The 21,683-nt window shown below is 68.3% G+C and carries 21 protein-coding genes; 13 read left to right on the top strand and 8 right to left on the bottom strand.

All coding sequences use genetic code 11. The features are described 5' to 3' along the window. Positions 1-34: 34 nt before the first annotated feature. The 4 genes from ABD230_RS14990 to ABD230_RS14975 are packed head-to-tail and all read left to right on the top strand — an operon-like array spanning position 35 to position 4,955. Entirely contained in the window at positions 35-2,497 is a 2,463-nt protein-coding gene (locus tag ABD230_RS14990; RefSeq protein WP_344376109.1) for a CaiB/BaiF CoA-transferase family protein, read from the top strand. Between the two features lie 23 nt (positions 2,498-2,520). Next, positions 2,521-3,378 (top strand): enoyl-CoA hydratase-related protein, encoded by an 858-nt coding sequence (locus tag ABD230_RS14985; protein ID WP_344376108.1) that lies wholly within the window; start codon positions 2,521-2,523, stop codon positions 3,376-3,378. A 2-nt stretch (positions 3,379-3,380) separates the two neighbouring features. Further along, positions 3,381-4,556: a thiolase family protein gene (locus tag ABD230_RS14980; protein ID WP_344376106.1), complete on the top strand. Its 1,176-nt coding sequence runs from the start codon at positions 3,381-3,383 to the stop codon at positions 4,554-4,556. Positions 4,557-4,565: 9 nt separating this feature from the next. Further along, entirely contained in the window at positions 4,566-4,955 is a 390-nt protein-coding gene (locus ABD230_RS14975) for a Zn-ribbon domain-containing OB-fold protein (protein WP_344376104.1), read from the top strand. Between the two features lie 123 nt (positions 4,956-5,078). On the opposite strand, the gene ABD230_RS14970 is transcribed toward ABD230_RS14975, so the two are convergent. After that, positions 5,079-6,164, bottom strand: coding sequence for a LuxR C-terminal-related transcriptional regulator (locus tag ABD230_RS14970; RefSeq protein ID WP_344376101.1), 1,086 nt, complete (start codon positions 6,162-6,164; stop codon positions 5,079-5,081). 107 nt (positions 6,165-6,271) lie between these two features. Between ABD230_RS14970 and ABD230_RS14965 the strand changes: the two genes are divergently transcribed. The 3 genes from ABD230_RS14965 (at position 6,272) to ABD230_RS14955 (ending at position 7,748) form a co-directional block, all read left to right on the top strand. Further along, positions 6,272-6,748, top strand: coding sequence for a cupin domain-containing protein (locus ABD230_RS14965; RefSeq protein ID WP_344376099.1), 477 nt, complete (start codon positions 6,272-6,274; stop codon positions 6,746-6,748). Between the two features lie 82 nt (positions 6,749-6,830). Further along, positions 6,831-7,301, top strand: a complete 471-nt coding sequence (locus ABD230_RS14960) for a hypothetical protein (protein ID WP_344376096.1) — start codon at positions 6,831-6,833, stop codon at positions 7,299-7,301. A 93-nt stretch (positions 7,302-7,394) separates the two neighbouring features. Further along, positions 7,395-7,748: a SpoIIAA family protein gene (locus tag ABD230_RS14955; protein WP_344376094.1), complete on the top strand. Its 354-nt coding sequence runs from the start codon at positions 7,395-7,397 to the stop codon at positions 7,746-7,748. 101 nt (positions 7,749-7,849) lie between these two features. Here ABD230_RS14955 and ABD230_RS14950 read toward each other — a convergent pair whose 3' ends face one another. Together ABD230_RS14950 and ABD230_RS14945 are read right to left on the bottom strand one after the other, a co-directional pair. Further along, positions 7,850-9,277 carry an HNH endonuclease signature motif containing protein gene (locus ABD230_RS14950; protein WP_344376092.1) on the bottom strand — a complete coding sequence of 476 codons (1,428 nt, stop codon included), beginning with the start codon at positions 9,275-9,277 and terminating at the stop codon, positions 7,850-7,852. A 323-nt stretch (positions 9,278-9,600) separates the two neighbouring features. Next, the gene (locus ABD230_RS14945; protein ID WP_344376089.1) at positions 9,601-9,972 is read right to left on the bottom strand and encodes a hypothetical protein; all 372 of its coding nucleotides are present in this window, start codon (positions 9,970-9,972) and stop codon (positions 9,601-9,603) included. 159 nt (positions 9,973-10,131) lie between these two features. Between ABD230_RS14945 and ABD230_RS14940 the strand changes: the two genes are divergently transcribed. Then, positions 10,132-10,710, top strand: a complete 579-nt coding sequence (locus ABD230_RS14940; protein WP_344376087.1) for a helix-turn-helix domain-containing protein — start codon at positions 10,132-10,134, stop codon at positions 10,708-10,710. Continuing rightward, the gene (locus tag ABD230_RS14935) at positions 10,707-11,282 is read left to right on the top strand and encodes a nucleotidyl transferase AbiEii/AbiGii toxin family protein (RefSeq protein WP_344376085.1); all 576 of its coding nucleotides are present in this window, start codon (positions 10,707-10,709) and stop codon (positions 11,280-11,282) included. Before ABD230_RS14940 ends, ABD230_RS14935 begins: the two co-directional genes overlap by 4 nt. Before the next feature lie 23 nt (positions 11,283-11,305). Here the strand turns inward: ABD230_RS14935 and ABD230_RS14930 are convergent, their stop codons facing one another. Together ABD230_RS14930 and ABD230_RS14925 are read right to left on the bottom strand one after the other, a co-directional pair. Further along, complete coding sequence (locus ABD230_RS14930; protein WP_344376082.1) at positions 11,306-12,118, bottom strand: SDR family NAD(P)-dependent oxidoreductase; 813 nt, start codon at positions 12,116-12,118, stop codon at positions 11,306-11,308. A 1-nt stretch (position 12,119) separates the two neighbouring features. After that, positions 12,120-12,917, bottom strand: a complete 798-nt coding sequence (locus ABD230_RS14925; RefSeq protein WP_344376077.1) for an alpha/beta hydrolase — start codon at positions 12,915-12,917, stop codon at positions 12,120-12,122. Positions 12,918-13,056: 139 nt separating this feature from the next. On the opposite strand from ABD230_RS14925, the gene ABD230_RS14920 reads away from it, so the two are divergent. Beyond that, entirely contained in the window at positions 13,057-13,995 is a 939-nt protein-coding gene (locus ABD230_RS14920; RefSeq protein ID WP_344376075.1) for a LysR family transcriptional regulator, read from the top strand. A gap of 411 nt (positions 13,996-14,406) precedes the next feature. Here the strand turns inward: ABD230_RS14920 and ABD230_RS14915 are convergent, their stop codons facing one another. Together ABD230_RS14915 and ABD230_RS14910 are read right to left on the bottom strand one after the other, a co-directional pair. After that, positions 14,407-15,447 carry a hypothetical protein gene (locus ABD230_RS14915; protein ID WP_344376073.1) on the bottom strand — a complete coding sequence of 347 codons (1,041 nt, stop codon included), beginning with the start codon at positions 15,445-15,447 and terminating at the stop codon, positions 14,407-14,409. Between the two features lie 751 nt (positions 15,448-16,198). Beyond that, positions 16,199-16,522: a hypothetical protein gene (locus ABD230_RS14910; RefSeq protein ID WP_344376071.1), complete on the bottom strand. Its 324-nt coding sequence runs from the start codon at positions 16,520-16,522 to the stop codon at positions 16,199-16,201. 571 nt (positions 16,523-17,093) lie between these two features. Between ABD230_RS14910 and ABD230_RS14905 the strand changes: the two genes are divergently transcribed. Then, positions 17,094-17,729, top strand: coding sequence for a substrate-binding domain-containing protein (locus tag ABD230_RS14905; RefSeq protein WP_344376068.1), 636 nt, complete (start codon positions 17,094-17,096; stop codon positions 17,727-17,729). Positions 17,730-17,898: 169 nt separating this feature from the next. Beyond that, on the top strand, positions 17,899-18,216 hold the full coding sequence (locus ABD230_RS14900; protein WP_344376066.1) for a hypothetical protein: 318 nt from the start codon (positions 17,899-17,901) through the stop codon (positions 18,214-18,216). A gap of 274 nt (positions 18,217-18,490) precedes the next feature. Here the strand turns inward: ABD230_RS14900 and ABD230_RS14895 are convergent, their stop codons facing one another. Next, a complete protein-coding gene (locus tag ABD230_RS14895; protein ID WP_344376064.1) occupies positions 18,491-19,222 on the bottom strand; it encodes a hypothetical protein in 732 nt (243 codons plus the stop codon). Between the two features lie 377 nt (positions 19,223-19,599). On the opposite strand from ABD230_RS14895, the gene ABD230_RS14890 reads away from it, so the two are divergent. Next, entirely contained in the window at positions 19,600-20,853 is a 1,254-nt protein-coding gene (locus ABD230_RS14890) for a DUF262 domain-containing protein (RefSeq protein ID WP_344376062.1), read from the top strand. Positions 20,854-21,683: the final 830 nt, after the last annotated feature.

The following is a 21,683-nucleotide window of genomic DNA, read 5'->3' as shown; positions in this document are numbered from 1 at the left end:
AACACCGAACCACCAGTACGAAGGAGTGCTCGACATGTCCACCACCATCACCCAGGAACTCCCGCTCCACGGCGTACGCGTCGTCGACGCCGTGGACGGGCCGCTGCAGTCGGTGGGCCGTATCCTCGCCGACCTCGGCGCCGACGTGCTCCGCCTCGAGCCGTCGGACGGATCGACCGCCCGACACGAGGGCGCGCTGCACGGCGACGTGAGCCTGACGTTCGCGATCCGCAACGCGAACAAGACGAGCGTCGCCGCGGATGCCACGACGGAGCACGGCGCACGGCGCGTGCGCGACCTGCTCGCCACGGCCGACATCCTCCTCGTCGACGGCGACGAGGACGACCAGCGGGCGAGGCGCCTCGACCGCGACTCGGCGAGAGCCGCCAACCCGCGGATCGTCGTGGCGAGCCTGACCGACTTCGGCCTGCACGGGCCGCGCGCGAGCTGGCTCGGCACGCCCGACGTGCACTTCGCGCTCAGCACCGTGCTGTCGCGCTCGGGCCTGCCGGAGGTGACCGAGCCGCTGCTGCCGCCGTCGTTCCTCGCGTACGAGGCCGCGGCCGCCCAGGCGGCGTGGGCGGTGATCCTCGGCTACGTGCAGGCGCTCGGCCAGGGCGAGGGCGAGTCGATCGACTTCTCGGTCAACGACGCGCTCGTGCAGATCCTCGACCCGGCGCTCGGAATCGGCGGCAGTGCGCGGGCGGGCGAGTCGCTCATGGACCTCGCCCCGGGCCGCCCCGACTCGCGCCACCTGTACCCGATCTTCCCCGTGCGCGACGGCTGGGTTCGCATCTGCGTGCTGAGCGCCCGCCAATGGCAGGGGATGTTCCACTGGCTCGGGGAGCCCGAGGAGTTCGCGGACCCGAAGTACAACAGCACTCCCGTGCGGTTCGGAGCGGCCAGGACGCTCTACCCGCTGATCGGCGCGATGCTGGCGACGCGCACCCGCGAGGAGGCGACGGAGGAGGGTCAGTCGTTCGGAGTGCCCACGGCCGGCCTGGCACACGCCGACGAGGTGCTGCGCACCGAGGCGTTCCTCGAGGCGGGGGCGTTCACGTCGCTCGAGGTCGGCGACGTGACGCCGACGGTGCCGACGGGAATGTTCGAACTCGACGGCGTGCGCAGCGGCATCCGCTCGACCATCGGTGCGGTGGCGGATGCCGCGGCGCCCCTGCCTGCGCCCCTCGACGGGCCGCGCCCCATCTGGTCGCCGTCCGGGCCGCTGCCGTTCTCGGGGCTGCGGGTGCTCGACCTCGGCGTCATCGTCGTCGGCGCCGAGCTGGGACGGCTGTTCGGCGACTACGGCGCGGAGGTCATCAAGGTCGAGAGTCGCGAGTTCCCCGACGGCTCCCGCGGTTCGCTCGACGGGTCGGAGATCGCCGACGGGTTCGCCGCGGGGCAGCGCAACAAGCGCAGCCTCGGGCTGAACCTGAAGAGCGACGCGGGCAGGGCGATCTTCCGGCAACTCGTGGCCGAATCCGACGTCGTGCTGACGAACTTCAAGCCCGGGACCCTCGCCGGACTCGGCTTCGGCTGGGACACGCTGCAGGCGATCAACCCCGGCATCGTGCTCTCGGAGTCGAGCGCGTTCGGCAACACCGGGCCCTGGAGCACGAGACTCGGGTACGGCCCCCTGGTGCGAGCGAGCGCGGGCATGAGCCTGCTGTGGAGCTACCCCGAGATCGACGGCAGCTTCAGTGACGCCATCACGATCTACCCCGACCATGTGGTCGGCCGGCTCAACGCGATCGCGGTCACCGCGCTGTTGCTCCGCCGGTCGATCACGGGCCGCGGCGGCCGCGTCTCGACCGCGCAGGTCGACGCGATCTTCTCCGCGATGGCCGACCGGCTCGCGCTGGAGTCGGTGCGACCCGGATCGGTCTCGATCGAGGGATCGATCCGAGGGGTGGACGCGCCGCGCGGCATCTTCCCGGCGGCCGGCGACGACGAATGGGTGGTCATGGACCCGGTCGGGGAGGACCGGTTCCGCGCCCTGGCCACGACGATCGGCCACGTCGAGTGGCTGACCGATCCGCGACTCGCCACGGCGGAGGGCCGGCTCGCGAACGCCGACGAGCTCCGGTCGGCGCTCGCCGGATGGACGTCGGCGCGACCGGCCGCCGCGGCAGCCGACGAGCTGCAGGCGGCCGGCGTCCCGGCGGGGCAGATGCTGCGTCCGCGGGACTTCACGGGTGACGCGCACCTCGCCGCGCGCGGGGTGTTCGGCGAGCTCGTGCACCCCCAGCGCCCCGCCCCGCTCATGACGAACCTCGCGGAGGCCCGTTTCGAGCACGTGCCGCAGCCGCGGCTCGAGCCGGCGCCGCGTCAGGCCGAGCACACCCGCGAGCTCGCGCGCGAGCTCCTCGGCTACGACGACGGGTACATCGACGAACTCCTCGAGGACGGCGTGCTGCAGGTGCATCCCGCGGCGCTTCCCACGCCCGCGCCCACGCCCACGCCTGCGGCTGCGCCCGCGCCGCTCCAGAACGCATGACCAGCAACGAAAGGAACCGACCAGTGTCCATCCAGCTCCCATCCGTCCGGTCCGACGAGGCGACGGATGCCGCCGAGGCCGAGGTGCTCGGCAACGGCACCGTGCTCGTCGAGCGGCGAGACCACGTGATGATCGTCACGCTCAACCGGCCGGAGGCGCGCAACGCCGTCTCGCTCGACCTCACGATCGGGGTCGGCGAGGCGCTCGACGCCGCCGAGGACGACCCGTCGGTGTGGGTCGTGATCATCACCGGGTCGGGCGAGAGGGCCTTCTGCGCCGGCGCCGACCTCAAGGAGGCGGCGGCCGGGCGCCTGAACGGCGACGGCGACGACCGCCTCGCCCGCTGGGGCTTCGCAGGATACGTCCGTCACTTCATCTCGAAGCCGACGATCGCCGCCGTGAACGGCTTCGCGCTCGGCGGCGGCACCGAGATCGTGCTCGCGAGCGACCTCGCGGTCGCGGCCGACACCGCGACGTTCGGCCTCCCCGAGGTCAAGCGGGGGATTTTCGCCGGGGCCGGCGGCACGTTCCGCCTGCCACGGCAGATCCCCGAGAAGGCCGCGATGGAGGCGATCCTCACGGGGCAGCCGATCACCGCGCAGCGCGCGCTCGAGCTCGGTCTCGTCAACCGCGTCGTGCCGCTCGACGGGCTGATCGACGAGGCGCTCGCGCTCGCCGCGGCGATCTGCGAGAACGCCCCGCTCGCCGTGCAGGTGAGCAAGCGGATCGCGCGCGGAGTCACCGATGGCGACATCGTGGCCGAGGCATCCGACTGGGAGCGCACCGCGGTCGAGGGCGGGTTCCTCATGCGCAGCGCTGATGCGCGCGAGGGCATGCTCGCCTTCGCCGAGAAGCGCGCACCGCGCTGGGAGGGACGATGAACATGGCGACCGGCAGGAACGGGACGGCCAAGGCGGCCATCGCGGGGCTCGGCATCACCGACCTCGGCAAGGTGTACGGCAGGACCGCGTCGCAGTTCGCCGCCGAAGCCGTCCGGCTCGCGGCATCCGATGCCGGCGTTCCCCTGGGCGACGTGGACGGCCTGCTCGTCTCCGGCGGGCTCAACACGTCGGTGGGCCTCGGGCTGCAGGGCGAGCTCGGACTCACGAACCTCAAGCTGCTCACGCAGATGCAGGGCTACGGATCGACCGCCGGGCAGATGGTGCAGTACGCCGCGATGGCGGTGCAGGCGGGCATGGCCGACACGATCGCGTGCGTCTGGGCCGACGACCCGCTGAAGGAGGACAAGGGCGGGGGCGCGGCCTATCGCGAGTCGGCGTCGCTGCCGAGCGGATGGCAGGGACTCAACGCGTCGAGCTCGCTGTACTCGGCGAACACGTTCTACGCGCTCGCGGCCCGGCGGCACATGGAGAGGTACGGCACCACGAGCGAACAGCTCGGGGCGATCGCGGTCGCGCAGCGCGAATGGGCCGTGCGCAACCCGCTCGCCCAGTTCCGGACTCCGCTCACCATGGCGGAGTACCACGCGTCGCGCTACATCGCCGAGCCGTTCCACCTTTACGACTGCTGCCTCGTCTCGAACGGCGGCATCGCGGTGATCGTCACGAGCGCGGAGCGCGCGGCATCGCTCGCCCAGCCGGCTGTCGGCATCTACGGCTGGGCCCAGGCGCACCCCGGCAACACGTTCGAGCGCAACGACGATTTCGGGCTCGTCTCTGGCGCCGCGACGGCGGGGCCGGCGGCGCTGCGGATGGCGGACCTCACGCTCGACGAGATCGACGTCGTCGAGCTCTACGACTGCTACACCTACACCGCGCTCGTCTCGCTCGAGGACTACGGGTTCTGCGAGAAGGGCGAGGGTGGCGCGTTCGTCTCGCAGCCGGGGGTGCTCGGGCCGAACGGCTCACTCAAGGTCAACACCGGCGGCGGGCAGCTCTCGTCCTACTACCTGTGGGGCATGACTCCGCTCTCGGAAGGCGTCATCCAGGCGCGCGGCCACGGCGGCGACCGGCAGGTCGAGCGGCACGACCGGGTGCTCGTCTCCGGCAACGGCGGCGTGCTCGACCACCACTCCACCCTCATCCTCGGAACCGTGTAGGAGCACGACATGCCTCTCTTCCCAGTGCGGCGGGATGCCGCATCCGCCGCCTTCTTCGACGGCACCCGAGTGGGTGAGTTCCTGCTCGTGCGCGACCGCACGACCGGCGAGATCCTCGGACCCCGCGTCGACGCGGCACTCGACCTCGACCGCTACGAGCGCGTGCGCGCTGCCGGCTTCGGCGAGGTGGTGTCGTGGTCGGTCGTCCACGGACGTGGCGCCGACGGCCCGACGCGGACCGTCGTCGGCATCGTGCAACTCGACGAGGGGCCGTGGTGGTGGGCCGAGCTCGCCGCCGATCCCGACGCAGAGTTGCTCGGCGCGCGCGTACGCGTGGAGTACGTGCCGAGCGGGCCGGGGGAGCGCGACGAGGTCGTTCCGGTGTTCGCGGTGGTGTGACGCGGATCGCGCCGACACCCGCATCGGCCGGTCGACACTGGCGCCGTACGTGTGGCTGCACGGCGACCTGCGCCCGGGCAACCTGCTCACCCGCGACGGGCCGTCGGACGGCCACCAAGCGGGTCAGTCGCCCGCGAAGACGCGTTCTTCGAACGCAGGACGGAGATGCTCGGTGAAGAGTCGCGCGACGAGCTCCCCGCGTGTGTTGACGCCGCACTTCCGGTAGATCGCCTTGACGTGGTCGCGCACGGTGTACGGCGAGAGGGTGAGCTCGGCGGCGATGTCCTTGCTCGTCAGGCCGCGGGCGAGCGACATGACGATGGTGATCTCGCGCTCGGTCAACCCGTAGGTCTCCAGCATCATCGGCAGCAGGTCGGCCGGTCGGGCGGGTTCGAGCGTCAGGGCGACATGACCGTCGTGGGCCTCGGTCGGGGCGGCCGTGACGCGCAGCCATCGGCCCGACGCGGCTTGGATCCGCGTGGTCATGATCGTCTGGGAGTTGCTGTGCCGTGCTCTGGTGAGCAGCGCGAGCAGCAGCCCCGGGAGTTCATCGGCCGCGTCATCGCCGCCGTAGCGGAACCCGCGAACGGACTCGAGCATCCGGTGGCCGTCGGCGGTCAGGTGCTCGATGCGGTTGTCGCCGTCGACGACCAGGATGGCGGTCGCGGCATCCGCTTGGGACTCGCCATGGATCACCGCCTGGCGGAGCGCGCGGGCGATGAGATGGCCGACGGTCTGCACGTCGCGGAGCTCCGCGTCGGTGAACGCGCCGTTCGGTTCGTCGCGGATCAGCGTGCCGACTCCCCAGCAGGTCGATCCGAGCACGAAGGCGACGCGCAACTCGTCGGAGGCACCCAGCCCGGCGTACAGGTCGTTGAACAGCGGCGAGCGGGTCAGTTCTCCGTCGGTGGCGTCGAACAGCGTGCTCACGGGCGGCGCGCGCCGGGCGAGGTCTGCGAACTTGTTGTAGCCCGGTGAGACGAGTTCCAGATCCCAGAACGGCGCGCATGCGGAGGGATCGAATCCTTCGACCACGCCGGCGGTCGGCAGGATGGTGCGTGGGTCGACGGTCATCACGGCGGCCCATCGGAAGACGGCCACGTCGTGGAGCGCTCGGAGCGCGGCCTGAAGGACCTCGTCGACGTCCTCATCGACGCCGGAGTGCTGGAGGAGCCGGTCGCGCGCATGGATCAGCGCGGATGCCACCATGTTCCGAACGGTAGTCCGGTGGGCCGCAGCCCGCATCCCCTGTTTGCGGGGGTTCGCCATCGGTATGCGGGATGGCGCCGCGCGCCCGCCGAGCGCATCGTGAGCGTATGACGTCGCTCGACGCAGCCTCGGTCACCGCCGCCGGTTCCACCCGATCGTGGTGGTGCCTCGGCGCCCGCGTGACCGTCCACGTTCGGCGCGCAGACACCGGCGGGCTGTTCACGCTCGTCGAGCTCCAGGCCGAACCCGGCTTCCGCGCGCCCCGGCACGTGCACCGGGTCGAGGACGAGACGCTGATGATCCGCGACGGGGCGCTGGAGGTGCAGTGCGGCGATCGCACCTGGACCGCCGAAGCCGGTGCGTGCGTGTTCCTTCCCCAACGCATGCCGCACTCCTTCGCGGTCGCCTCGCGCGGGCCCCTGCGCGCCTGGCAGATCATCGCCCCTGCGGGGTTCGAGGATCTGCTTCCCAAGCTGGGCCACCCGGCGCCCCGGCCGGGGCTGCCACCCCCGCATGGGTGGGATGTCCCGGGACTCGTCGAGATCGCGGCCGAACACGGAATCGACATCCTGCCGTGGCGGTGATGCGGCCGAACCGGCCGCGACATCACAGATGAGCCATGAGCGGGTTGGAAGAAGGAAGACGAACATCGATCAGGAGGTCATCATGACCACTCGAGCGCTCTTCGCCGTGCTGGCTGCCGCCGTGCTGACGGCGGTACCGGTCGGCGCCGCCTCAGCGAACACCGATCAGGTCGAGCAGTTCAGGTTCGTGGGCGTCGACGACGACTTCAGCGCCGAGCTCACGGATCTCTGCGGGATTCCGCTCACCGTGACGGTCGACGCGCATGAGACGCACCTGTTCTTCGAGGACCGGGGGCAGTTCAGCATCCACTACACGGCCGTGATCACGGGCGGCGCCAACGTCATCCAGCTTGCCGAGAACTTCGTCGAGACCGACACGGACGAGAGCGTCACCTGGGTCGGCGTGCCCTTCCACGTTCTGGATGCGGAGGGGAGGACCCTCATCAGGGACGCCGGCTATGCGTCGTTCGCCTTCGAAGACGGGATGGTGACGCTCCACGGTCCGCACCCGGGCTTCTACGGCTTCGACATCTGCGGCGCCCTGATGGGGTGAGGCTGCGCGGCGGGCAACAGGACCAACGCCCTCTCGACGCCGACGCCCACGCACGCAAGGCTGGGCAGGGAGACGAGAGAGCGGAGCACTCCGATGACGATCACGCAGTCCGACCGCAGCAGCGGCGACATCCTCGGATTCGTCGTGTCCGGCGACGTGACCAAGGCCGACTACGACGTGATGACGCCCGCGGTCGAGGCCGCGGTCGAGGAGCGCGGCACGGTGAAGCTCCTGCTGGACCTCACCGACTTCAAGTGGGAGAAGGTCGGCGCGTGGGGTGCCGACCTGCACTTCGGTCGCGAGTTCCACGAGAAGGTCGCGCGCATGGCGATCGTCGGCAACAAGAAGTGGGAGGAGCGCCTCGCGCACCTCGCCACCCCGTTCTACGCGCAGGAGGCGGCGTACTTCGAAGACCCGGACGCCGCCTGGGCCTGGCTCAGGAGCTGACGCCGCCCCGCCGTATTGCCGGGGTGCGTGCCAGTGACCGTCGGCAGTGGGGGCGGGTGCTGCCGAAGTGGGGGAGCGCCCGTGAATGCATCCGACCGGCGTCATGCCGCGCGCGCCTCGCGCAGCTCGAAGCGCGCTCGCCCGCCGAGTCGTGGCACCTGCGCTGGGTCGATGTGCGGTGGCGGGATGAACCAGATCTCGGCGGGGCCGGGGCGGATCTGCCATCCGTCGCGGTGGATCATGTGGTGGCAGAAGCTGCAGAGCAGGACTCCGTTCGAGAGGTCGGTCGGGCCGGCGTCTCGTTCCCACCAGTCGATGTGGTGGGCTTCGACGTAGCCGATGTTCTCGCCGCAGGAGGCGCAGCCGCCGTCGCGTTCGCCGAGCGCGAGCCGCTGCGCCTTGGTGAAGAGTCGGGCGGCCCGGCCGAGGTCGAGCGGCAGGCTGTCGCCGCCGAGCACGGCTGGGATGAGTTCCGCGTCGGCAGCCATGCGGCGCGCGGTGGCGGGGGAGATCGGCTGGTCGAGGCCGTCGATACTCGCGTGCCCGAGCCCATCGATGAGGGTGTCGAGGTCGACGCGAACGACGACCGTGGTCTTCGCGAGCGCCGCCGTCTGGCTGCAGCCGAGGGCATGGCGGGCGAGAGCGGCGAGCGCGTCGGCTTGGATCTGCGGAATCGACCGCCGGTCTTCGACCGCAGGGCTGATGGCCCCCGGCTCGCGCCGGCGCAGCGCGTCGCTGACGAGCGCCTCGATCGCCGCCTTCACCGGTGCGGCGCTCTCGGGGTCGAGGCGAGCATGCAGGTGCACCACACCACGGTGGTCTTCGCGCATCGTGAGTGCGCGCTCGATGCGCACCTCGTCTTCGCGGGGTTCGACACCGTCGGGATCGAGCCGCGCCTCGGCCTCGCGCACCCCGCGCATCAGCGTCTCGAGCGGCACCCGCGCTGCCAGATCGACCAGTGCCGCCTCGACCACGTCGACCCTGCTCGCCTCGGCCCGAGCCGCCGACCGGTCGAGCATCGACGTGATCGCGGCCGCCGCCTCGACGCTGATGGTCGCCGTCTCGACCGCCGCTGCGACCTGCGGATGCCGCGCCGGCATCCGCTCACCGCTGAACGCCTGCCGCTCGGCGGTCGCGGCACCCACGACGATCAGCCGGTGTGCGTCCGACCGCGACGCTCCCGTCGCGGCCGCGATCAGGCGCACCGGATTGTGGAATCCCTGTGCCTTCGCGAGACCGTCGACGCCGAACTCGGGCCCGGACCGTTTGGCCACCTCGGCAGCGACCCTGGCGAAGACCGCATCGACTTCACGACGTGCCTCGGCGAGTGCATCGACGACCCGCACCAGCCCGGCATCGCCCATCCGTTCCACATCGACCTGAACCGCCCCACTCGCCGGACCCCACGCCGGCATTGCACCCGCCCACGCCTCCCGCAGTGCTGCCACACCGCGCTCGAGCGCAGCCAGCGCGGTCGCCGCCGCGTGCGCCGGGTGCGTCGGCTGCGCGGGGGTCGGGGGCTGTTCCATGCTTCGATCCTGCACCCACCCACCGACATCCGTTCGCGCCGGAAATCACCGATGACCAGCCATTCTTCTTGTGGATGAATCGCCGCGAATGTGCCCTGTGGAGGAGGAGTCGGCCGGCCACGCCGGGCTCCGCGATCAGCATGGACGTCACTGGATCGACGACGCCTGCGCCTGGATCGGGTCGACGAGCAGGGATGCTGCCGCCCGCGCCAGCCGCCCGCGCACGCCACCCGCCCCGGACGCCCACGCCGGCCGCCCGCCGGCTCTCGCGCCGGCGACGCGTCACGCCTCCCCGAAGGCGGCCGGCCGCGTCATCCGCCGTCTCAGCTCAGCGCGACCAGCAGACTCAGCAGAGCCAGCACGGCGACGACCGGCGTCATCGTCACCCGCTCGGGCTTGCTCCGCGAGATGGCGTTCATCACGATGCCGATCACGAAGTAGCCGAACACGACCCACATGCCGACCGCGGCGACGGCATCGGGTACGACGTCGATCAGGCCGACGCGGTCGAGGGCGAGCACGGCGATGACGGTGTAGATGACGATCGACACCAGGCTGCCGATGCGAAGCGTGGTCGGAAGCACGCGATGCGCGCCGCCCCACGCGAACCGGCCGAGCGGCGCGCCGAGCGCGAGCGCGAGCTGGAACACCGCCAGCAGGGCGAGGACGACGGTCAGGGCGGTCGCGGCGGCCATGGGCCGAGGGTAGCGGTGGCATCCGCTCCCATCCACGCCGGCTTCGCCACGACCCGACGGATCTCCTCCACGACCCGTGCCGCGTGGAGCTCGGCTGTTCCCAAGGAGACGACGAACGCGTAGAATGTTTGCTTATCCGCAAACAAACTGGAGGCCCGAATGGTTCCCGCCGCCACCCTCCTCCGCGCTGCGCGCAAGACCGCGGGTCTGTCGCAGGCCGAGCTGGTGCGCCGTTCGGGCATCGACAAGTCGACGGTTTCGCTGATCGAAGCCGGGCTGCGCAACCCGTCGATCGAGAAGCTCGACCTCCTGCTGCGAGCAACGGGGCGCCGGGTCGGCGTCTATCCCACCTCTCGCAGCGGCTCGATCGAGGCGGGCGACGCCATCGCCGACTGGCTCGCCGACGGCGACCCCGAGGCCGCCCTCCGCGCCTTCCTGCGATACAGCGACAACCTCGCCGCAACCGAAGGCGTCGATCGCGTCGTCCTGGCCGCTGCCGAACCGCCACCCACGGGTTCGGCGGTCTGGGATGCCGCGCTCGCCTCGGTCACCGAGTACTGGCTCGACCGCGACGCGCTCCCGAAGCCGGGTTGGGTCGACGATCCCGTGCGCACTCTCCCCGAAGAGACGCCGCTCACCGTGAACCGATGGACCTCGACGCGTGCCATCCGTGACGTTCCTCCCGCGTTCCGCCGTCGCCGGATCCTCGTCGACGAGTCGACCCTGCAGAGCGCATGACCGACCTCACGCGCGACGACATGATCGACGGGCTCCGCGAGCTCGTGCGCGAACTGCACGCCAGGGGCGAGCGCGGCGGCGTGAGCATCATCGGCGGCGCGGCCATGCTGCTCCGCTACTACGGCGAGCGCCGCGTCACGCCCGACATCGACGCCAAGCTCCATCCGGCGGGTCCGGCCCTCGAGATCGCCGTGGAGATCGCACGACGACGCGGATGGGACGACGACTGGTTGAACGCCAAGGCGGCCACCTTCATCCCCATCGCGATCGACGTCGACTGGGAGCCCCTCTACGACGATGATGACGTGTCCGTCTGGGTCATCTCGCCCGAGGCGCTGCTGGCGATGAAGATCCGCGCCAGCAGGCCGACGCGCGACGACGCCGACATCGCCGTGCTGCTCGCCCTCACCGGCATCCGCTCGGTCGACGAGGCAGAGGCGCTGTACGAGCGCTACTATCCGGGCGAACTGCCGAAGGATGCCGCGTACCTGATGATCGAGGACATCTTCGCGGCCGGGCTTCCGGAGCCGCCGCCGGCTCCGCCTCGACCTGATCTCAGCCCGGGCGCCTGACGGCTTCGCCGCCGGCGGCGCCCTCAGAGCTCCGCCGTGAGCCCGCCGTCGATGACGATGTCCGCGCCCGTGATGTTCCCGGCGACGCGGTCGCTCGCGAGGAACGCGACGAGCGCGGCGACCTCCTCGGGGGTCGTGAACCGGCCGGTGACCATGGATGCCTCGGCACCCGCGACGACGTCCGCCCGCGAGACCCCGGCCCCGGCCCCGCCCTCGCCCCCGGCCGCCGCCGAGAACGTCGCCGCCACTCCGCCGTCGCCGAGCCAGAGGTCGGTTGCCACCGGTCCAGGGCTCACGGTGTTGACGCGGATCCCGTCCCGACCGACCTCCTTCGACAGCGACTTCGAGAAGTTCACGACGGCCGCCTTCGCGGCGCTGTAGTCGATGACGGCGGGGTCCGGCAGCTTCGCGTTGACCGAGGCGACGGTCACGACGGCGCCGCGGCGGGCCGCCCGCATCGGCGCCAGTGCGGCTCGGGTCATCCGGATCGCGGTCAGGGCGTCGAGCTGGAACGTGCCGATCCATTCCTCGTCGCTGACGGAGGCGAAGCCGCCCGTGCGCGGGCGCACGCCGCCCACGTTGTTCACGAGGATGCGGAGCGCTCCGACCCCGGCCGCCTGCTCGACGAGCGCGCCGGGGACGGCCGGATCGGTGAGGTCGGCGGCCACCGCCACGACGGCCTCGCGCTCTGCGAGCTCGAGCAGCTCCGGCGTGAGCGTGCGCGATGCCGCGAGCACCCGAGCACCTTCGGCGACGAGCGTCGAGGTGACCGCGAGCCCGATGCCCCGGCCCGCACCCGTGACGATCGCGACAGCGCCGTCCAGTGCGAGATCCACGTCACAGCCCTTGGGTCTTCAGCCACGCGAGCACGGCGTCGGCGACCTCGTTCCATCCGCTGTCGATCGTCAGCGAGTGCCCGCGACCCTCGAACTGCTGGAGCTCGTTGACGGTCATGGCATCCCGGTACTGCTTCAGCGTCGACCGCGTGACGACATCGGGAACAGTGTGGTCGGCGGTGCCGGAGATGAGCAGGAGCGGGCCACGCGGATGGCGCTTGGTGTCGACCGCGGCCGGCGAGTGCATCTGGAAGTTCGCCGCGGCGGCCTGGAACAGCGGCCGGGCGGGCGACGGGATCGTCCACCGCTCGAACAGCGCGTCCGATTCCTCCTCGCTGACGGCGTTGCCGAACCCGTACCGGAACTGCGGCTTCGTGAGCGCCACCGACTTGTGGAGGTTGGTGGGGTTGCCGAGCGCGGGAAAGCCCGACCGCAGCTGCGCGAGCGGCAGCGGCAGCACGCCCTTGATCTGGGCGGGATCGATCGCGACGGCCCCCGCGCCGACGCCTTCGCCGAGGAGCTTCTCGGCGATGAGGCCGCCGAACGAGTGCCCGATCAGGATCGTCTCCTCGCCGAGGCCGTTCGCGACCTCCCCGAAGTGGGCGGCGACCTCGTCGATGCCCTTGTCGGCGACGGCATCCGGATTCGCGCGCGCCGCCTCGACGGTGTCGGCCTCGTTCGGCCACCCGGGGGCGACGGGGTCGTAGCCCGCTGCGCGGAACTTCTCGATCCACGGCTCCCAGCTGGTGGCGTGCAACCACAGGCCGTGGATGAAGACGACGGGACGGTTCTCGGCCATGATCAGGCTCCTCGCGCTCGGCGGACATGATCAGCACACACCCGCCGCACCCGTCGTGTCCAAGACCGATCGCATGGAGATCGATAACCGATCTTGCATGGATGGCGGGGGAGGAGCACGCTTCGGGGGAGGAGTGCGGATGGATCTCGACCTGCGATCGGTGCGCTACTTCGTCGCGCTCGCCGACGAGCTCCACTTCGGGCGTGCCGCCGCGAAGCTGCACCTCAGCCAGCCCGCCCTGTCGAAGCAGATCCGCCGTCTCGAATCCGATCTCGGCTTCCGTCTCTTCACGCGCGACAGCCGGCACGTCGCGCTCACGGCCGAGGGCGTGCGATTCCTGCGCGATGCACGGGTGCTGATCGCGCAGGCGGAGCGGATGACACGACCGGATGATCCCGGCATCCGCATCGCGCACATCTTCGACCTCGACTCGAGCCGGGTCGTCGCCGACGCCTTCGCGGACCGGTTCCCGACGGTTCCCGTGATCGCCAACTCGATGGACAGCAAGCGGCAGCTGGACGCGCTGCTCAACGGCCAGCTGGATGTCGCGATCATCCGCATCACGCCGGCCATGACCGCCGACCACCCGGCCGGCTGGTCGCACCGCTTGCTGCGCCTCGAGCCCTTCTGGCTCGTCGGCCGAACGGGCGATCCGGCCGCCGACGCGGTCTCCCTCCATGACCGGCCGCTGGAGGTATTCGGGGATCCGACCGGATCCGCGCTCTTCAACGTCCATGGCCAGTACCTCGCCGCCCTCGAGCACCGGCTCGGCACGACGTTCCGCTGGCTCGGCAACGCCGGAACGTTCGACCAGTGCCTGGCAAGGATGCGACGTGCCGCCGACGCGGCATACCTCCTCGAGTTCGAGTCGTACGCACTGCGGTACCGCGACCACGGCCTGCCGATCCACCGCCCCGAGGAGCTGCAGCCCCTGTACCCGTGGTCGATCGCCTGGCGCGACGAGCCGCTCAGCCCTGCGGTCGCCGGGTTCCTCGACGTGGCCGCCGAGCAATCCGCCGAGCGGGAGTGGCTCTACCCGGAGGGCGTCGGCCCGGCGTGGCAGCCGGATGGGGCGTGACGAGCGATCGTCAGGCGCCCACCCACCCCGGCTTCGCCAGAACCGCGCCGGCGAAGCCAACGCCCGCCCGTCGGGCGCGCGAGTAGGATCCGCAGCATGGCTCCCGGGGACAACGAGCTCGGCGCCTTCCTGCGAGCTATCGTGCTCGGGTGAACCCCGAGGACGTGGGGCTCGCGGGCGGCGTCTCGGGGTGACGGGGAGGTGCGCCTCGCTCACCTCGCCACCCCGTTCTATGCGCAGGAGGCGGCGTACTTCGAAAACCCGGATGCCGCTTGGGCGTGGCTCCGGAGCTGACGTGCGGGCGACCCTGTGCACGACCCAGACCGAGATCTGGCACCGGATGGCGCGGCCCAGCGCCGGATCGCAGTGAAGTCAGACCTGTTCGGGTCACCACCGCGAGGGAATCCTCGGTCAGCGCGGTTGCAGCGGGGGCAACGGCGGCGGATTACTAGGAAAGCTCGGCGTCAGGGGCAGATCGCGCAGTGCAACGGTATACAGCGCGTGTCCGATGATGAAGGATGCCGTCCCGCCGCCGACGATCAGGCTCGGCGGCGGGTTGGTCGAATAGGCCTCGCGGTCGAGGACGTAGTCCACAGAATCGATCCGGTTTGCCCCGCTCGAGGTCAACTCCCAGAGCTCGACGCGCGGCTCGTAGATCGAGAGAACGACGAGCAATGACGCGCCTGGCACGAATGCGATAGCGGCCGCTTCGGCAAGGGCCTCGAGGACGCCGTTCTGCACCCAATTCCCGACAGCTTGACGAAGCAGGGTGATGGTCGCCCCACCACCGGGGTGCAGCACGGCAGCGACATCGCCCTCGGCCGCAATCACTGAGCCTGCATCGCGTATTCGAGTCGTGCTCAGCAGCCGCAGCGTCGGCGGGGATCCATCGATGTTGATCACCTTTACGAACGGTGCATCCATCTCGCGAGCGCCCGTCCGATCGATGAACTCGCCACGTCCCACGACGAAGAGCGTCGACCCGGTTCCCGCCATCCATCCGCCTGTGTTTGCGAGGACGGCTGATCTGAGCGTGCCGGTTCTCTTCGTCGGGTTCGAAGGATCGCTGATGTCCACGTAACCCAGAGCTCTGCCTCCGACGCGGGTAACGCAAAGGTATCCGCCTGCTATTGCGGCTGAGAAGGCCTTGTCCCCATCCATGGGAATGGTGACCGCTCCGATCGGCTTCGACTCGTGATGACGCGCCTCGAACGTGATGACCTCCACGTCTCGGTACTGCAGCAGGCGTGGCGAATTCGCGACGTGCTGAAGCGCGAGATGAACGAACCCACGTTCTTCGCATGCGCCGATGATCATGCGGTCGGCTGTGTTCGGGATGGTGACATGTCCGATTGGTGAGGAGCGGTCTCGGAACGAGACCACCTCGAGCTGGATGTCCTCGGCGACCGGCGCGCGTCGGCCGAACAATGCAATCGTGTCATCGTCGATCATGCAGAGGGCCTCGACAGCTAGGGGAAGTCCACGCGCTTGGCTGGGCCGACCGAATGTCGGAGTCGTCGCTCGCCTCACGAAACCGAACGCAGGGATCTCCGCAGCCCATTCCCGCCCGTCGATGGCGTCACCTTCGATTCGAATGCGACCGGAGCGATCCCAACCGACTTCCCTGCTCGTCAAGAAGATGAAGCGACTCGCGCGACGTGGGGTCAGCGGGGACGTGAAGTCGAATGTCACGTCGACCGCTGCCACTGGTGAACTCACTCGGTCGACTCTCGTGGCGAATCGCGGCCCAATCGCACCGAGCCCATCCAATCGAAAGTCGGCGTCGAGGCTGCTGAGATCGGCAGAAATGGTCCACGTGACCCGTCGAATTGTGGTGCGCGTAAGTCGTGCGATACGAAATGACAGGTGAGGCTCTTGCGTTGAGCCGGACGTGACGACCCTGAGCTGGATCTCGCCCGTAATGTATCCGCCGAGGCTGCTGAATTGTTCGACGATGTCCTCTGCGACGACGCCTCCAAGGTCGGGTCGTTCAGCGAGCGAAGTTCCGCTGAGTCTTACGCTGATGCCTCCGGGTAAGTCCATGATCGCTTTCCGTTCAGTTCAAGCTGACCGCGTCGTTTGGCTATCCGGGCGCCGGCCAGGAGCAACTTCCAAGCGTTGGACTGCGCAAGAATCCCTTGATTCGGGCCGAGTTCGCTTCGAGCGTGCGAGCCCTTCCACGGACCGTCGTCAACGCGCACGGCTACCCGGTCGGGCTCTTCGCGAAAAGGCCTACTGTGCCAGCCACAGCAGCCGTCGCGATCGGCCAGGCCGCAGCGGCAAGTTCACCACTACCCGAGATCACGAGGATCACCGCAGCGGCGATTGCTGCGAGTGCCACAACGAGAACACCAATAATCAAAGACAGCCAAAGTGCGGTCTTCGAGGTATCGCCGGTCGGAATTAGACTCGGGTTCGCCGTGCGAATCCTATCGACGACGTCCTTTTGATCGGCTGGCGACATCAGCGAAACGTCGGTTTTTGCCGATTCGATTCGTTCCTCAGGAAGCAATGACATGCTGTCCACCCCCATTGTCGAAGTGGCCGGACTCTACGCCAGGCGACCTGAAAGAGATGTCCCCCGAACGGGGTCAATTTCTCACAATCTCTCCAGGGTGGCAGGGCAGCCAATCTTCGTGGCGGGCGGTTTCCACGCGCGGCGAGCATCGAGCGTCGTTGGAACGTGTATATCGACCAGATTCGATCGATACGGGCATCTTGGCATCGTGCACCGATAGGACTGATTCGCGCGGACGAGCCTGCTCAATTAGTCCAGATGCCCCGCATACGCATTTGCCGCGCCGACACAGGTGGTCGGCGACGAGGCGCGCTCGACACTTGGGTGAGAAAAGGGAACGGGGAGGAGTCGCTCGCCGATCTCGATTGTGGGTGCTGCGCGAAGGAGGCGGACTTCTTCGACGACGAAGATGCCGATTGGGCCTGACTCCGGCGCTGACACCAAGAGGACGCTGAATGTTCCGAGCGATCGAGGAGGCCGCCGGTCGACGCGGCTACTTCGCCGTGGTCGCGACCTGCGGCGATGAGCCGACCACGAGCGCCGCGCCACCGAGACCCTCCTCGACCGCAACGTCGACGGCGTGATCCTCGCGACCGCCCGCCTGGACGACGAGCTTCCGGCGTCACTGCGCGCCCGCGACATCCCCCACGTCCTGGTGCTCCGCACCGACCGCATCAGCCCCTCGTCGCTCGGCGACGACGAGACCGGGGGATACCTCGCGACCCGCCACCTGATCGACCTCGGCCACCACGACATCGGGATGGTGACCGGCCCGTGGTTCACCTCGAGCGCCCGCGACCGCCGTGCCGGCGCGGAGCGCGCACTGCGCGAGGCCGGGCTTCCGATCGACGACGCCCGCATGCTCTCGGTCGGGTACGGCGTCGACGACGGCATCGAGGCGGGCACGCGCCTGCTCGACCGCCCCGATCGCCCGACGGCGGTCTTCGCCGCGAACGACAACCTCGCGATGGGCGTGCTCACCGCGGCGAGCGGTCTCGGCCTCCGCATCGGAGCCTACCTGTCGATCGTCGGGTACAACGACATCCCCCTCGTCTCACGCCTGCCGGTGGCGCTCTCCTCCGTCCGGACGCCCTTCGAGCAGATCGCCTCGACGGCGCTGCAGTTGTTGCTGTCGCCGGAGGAGGGCGAGCGGGGGATCCGGATGGCGTTGCCGACGCTCATTCCGAGGGCGTCGACGGCGCCGCCGGGGCGCTGAGTCGTGGTCCTCGGCTCGGGCGGGTGGGGCAAGTCGACGCTGCTCGAGGTCCTGACTGTGGATACCGAGGCGGATGGCGGGACAGTCCGTTGGGTGAAGGGCGTCAGGGTTCGACGGGCATCTCAACCACACACTCGGCCACGCGGTGAACGCCTACTCGGATTCGCTGGTGATCACGGCGACGAAGGTGTGCGTGAAACGGTTCCGGTCGATGCTGCACTTCTCGGAGGCCGACCTGCGGCAGAAGATCGGCACCCTCTCCGCCGCCAGAGCGCCCGCGTCGCGATTGCCCTGTGCCTGCTCTTCGGCGGCGGTCATCGTGCTCGACGAGCCCACCAACCACATCGACATCGCCTCGACTCAGGTGATCGAGCGGGCGCTCACGCACTTCCCGGGCGGCGTGGTCGCGGTCTCGCACGACCGGTTCTTCGTCCACAAGCTCGCCGACCGGCTGGTGGTTCTTGAAGGCGGATCGCGGGTGCGGTAGGGGCATCGACCGGGCGCTCTGTCGAGCGTCAGCCAAGACCGCTCCGGATGCCACGAACGCGATGGGTTACCCCTGGATGACGTACCGCGCGGCGAACGCACGTTCGACCGGAAGCGGGTGCGCCATGCTGCCGACGTGGGCGTTGAGTCTCGTCGACGCCCAGGTCCCAGCGGACGGTGTGAGCAGTCATAACCGATCAGATCGGCACTTCGCGCGAGCGGTGACGGCGGTGTGTCGGTCGCCGACTGGGGGCCGTAGTACCGGCCATTGTGTTCTATGCGGTCCCTTCACGCAGAAGCGTCGGGCGGAGGAGCGCTCGCAGGTCGTTGTATAGTCCCGCGATTCGCTCATATGCCGCATTGAAATCCATCCCGGCCTGCTGAAGAGGACCGTATCCCGCAGCCTCTCTAGCAGTCTGGTTGAGGGCGTCGTACTTGCTGGTCTGGTCGCCCCCACCTAGGGCGCGGATGAATGGCCCGGTCATGTCGTTGATGGCGGCCCCAGCGGGTGTACGCGAGCGCAACGTGGCATCGACCAAGTAGTCCGTATCGGGCGAGAAGAAGCTCGTATGGCCGGCGTCGACAAGTGCAATCTTCACGGTCTCCACGAGCCGCTGCCCACACTCGGCATAGATCGGCAACTCAATTGCCAGTTCTCTAGCGAGGGACAACTCAGCGTTCGATGGTGCGGCATCTGCCCAGACGGCAACTGGAAGACCGTCGATTGCTGCCGCGATCGCTTCGAATCGATCGTTGTGACGCGGATCTGTCGGTGGGTCATTCGGTGCCGGATCCGGCATAGACACCGCGACCGTGCTGCGTGCGACCCTCCACGAGGCAATCGCGAGTGCTTGCGCCTGCTTCCTTTGCGACCGTTGCTCCCAAAGGTAGATGACGAGGCCCACCGCCGCGCCGATGGCCGCTGACGACAGCAGATCCGGGATGAATTGGCTCCAGTCCGCGGGCCAGAGAGCAGTTGAGGAAATTCCAGCTTGCAGCGTCGTCACATCGTGATGCTATCGATCGCGGCCGGAAGCCAGCACGGCCAGCGGATGGCGCCTTGGTGTCCTCACAGGCTGCATCCGTTCCACTCTCACAGCGCGGGCACCCAACGGCAGTCGGCCTGGGCATGCGTGGAGGCGATTGCAATGCTCATCCTGAGCGTCACTCTCGCCAGGCGCTCAGTTCGATCTACCGGGGCACCGGCCCGCCTAATGAACGAAATTCCGGTGCCAACCGCTGCCGTATGGGGCCAGTGCTCGCAGATCGAATCCATCCCGAGGCCATCGGTGAGGCGATGGGCGCCAGTTGAGTCGCGCGGCTTCGTGCGCGATGCCCTTGTTCGGGATACCCTCGCGGTCAGAGGTGGACGAGAGGTGAATCGGTGGCAGACCCCTACGAGCAGGCGCCCTATGAAGCTAACCCACAAGAGGAGGTTCTCGATCCGGAGAGCGTCCCCCTCGTGCCAAATCAAGGCGAAGACGAGAGCGACCTCGACGAGCCGGCCTCAGCTTTCCGTGCGTCGATTAGCGGGAAGGACTGGACGGTCGAGACGCTGGTATCGCAGATGCGAAAAGGGCGCATTGATCTAGATCCGTCCTTTCAGCGACGGAATGCGTGGCTCGGGAACCGAAAGAGCAAGTTGATTGAGTCGATCATGCTCGGATTTCCGATCCCGCAAATCGTTCTGGCAGAGAAACGGGAGATGTCCGGGCACTACTTCGTACTTGACGGGAAGCAACGGCTGCTTGCACTGCGGCAATTTTTTGTCGATCCCGAGGACCAGCGCGACGAGCAGTTCAGTTCCCTGCGGCTGACTGGACTTGAGGTGTTGTCGGAGCTTAATCGGCGTGATGCCAGTGCGCTGGGAGAAATTCGACCAGACTTGCTGGCGGCGATAGAAAACTTCAGCATCAGGACTGTCGTGCTCGGAGGGTGGAACTCCGAGCGACTGCTTCTCTCACTCTTTCTTCGGTTGAACACGGGCAGTGTCGCGCTTTCCCCCCAAGAACTGCGGCAGGCACTTATCCACGGCGACTTCATGAAATGGATTGATGAGACCTCAGGTGAGATGATCGGTCTACGACGCCTCTTGAACAATACGCACGCAGACCGGCGCATGGTCGATGCCGAGCTTCTCCTCCGACATCTGGCCTTCGCGATGTCGCCTGCCAGATATCGCGGTAACTTGAAAGTCTTCCTCGATGAGACGTCGCGAATTTTCAATCGACAGTGGCAATACGTACGGCCAGAGGTGGAGGATCGAACAAGAGACTTCTCTCGCGCCCTCGAGGCCGGCCTGGATATCTTCGGCCGCGATCAATTCGCGCGCAAGTGGTCTTTCGATGAAGAGGCGAGTGTAGGCAAGTTCGAGCGCGCACTGAATCGCGCAGTGTTCGATGTCCAAGCGTACTCCCTTAGCATCGATCGTGTCCGGACAGCTATCGAGCCATCCGCAGATGAAGTTCTTGAGGCATTTAAGCGAGCGTGCCGCGAAGATGAGGTGTTTGTGCGCTCGATCTCAGCTACCACCAAGACGGCGGATGCTTTTCTCACGCGACATCGAGTTTGGCGAAGTATTGTGACGGGCGCCACGGGTGTCGACTATGCTCTGCCTACTCCGCTGACCCGGGAGTAGCTGATGGAAATTGCCGCTCAGTTGGCTCATTTGGACGCGGCGCTTCTCGGCACTATCGAGACTGAGTTCCCGGAGCCGTACTCTGAACACGAGAAGGCGCAGATTCATGCCTATCTAGTCCTGGCGCATGCCGTCCTAGAGGAACATCTAGAGGCGATATTTGAGCGTCATTTCGATCGTGTTGCCGCTTGGCTTGACGCCCCGATGGTCCCACTCGAGTGTGTTCGCCTTGTAGTGGCAGTGACTGAGAGGATTCCGGAAAGCAAGCGGGTGGCCTACAAGCGACGAGACGTTCGTCAGATGGTATTGCTGCCAGGTCGGGCGGAGATGGTTAGGCAACTGGGCCAGAATCATGGGCTGAAGGCGTCCAATGTCGAGGCACTCGCGGGTGCGATTGGAACTGACTGGCAAGCGTTGGAGAACGCCCTTGCACCGGAATTGGCTGACCTCTCAACGTTGGGCTCCAAGCGTGGGGTAGCGGGCCATCTGTCCCCCTATACGGAGAAGTCGACAATGATTGCTCCTTCGGACGGCCCGGATGACGTAAGGAAATGGGTGGAGAACGGTATGAGGGCGCTCCTGGCTCTGGAATCCTTCTTGCGGGGCGCGCTTCGGACTGGAGAGCCTACCTCGCTCATATCCGACTGGGACGGAAACTAGCCGTGCCGCCGGGGCAGCTTGAATTGGCCTGCGATCAAGTCGAACTCGCCCGACTCAAGGTCGGAATACTTCTAGGTTCCGACAAGTTCAACGGGAAGGCGCGATCTCGTTCGACGCGGTCGTCGGCCGCCACTACCGGGGTAATGTTACCGGGCCAAGCAGGCGCCGCC

Source organism: Agromyces tropicus (assembly GCF_039531345.1).
Taxonomy (GTDB): domain Bacteria; phylum Actinomycetota; class Actinomycetes; order Actinomycetales; family Microbacteriaceae; genus Agromyces; species Agromyces tropicus.
The sequence above is the reverse complement of the archived record's forward strand: the minus strand, read 5'-3'. Positions and strand labels throughout refer to the sequence as shown.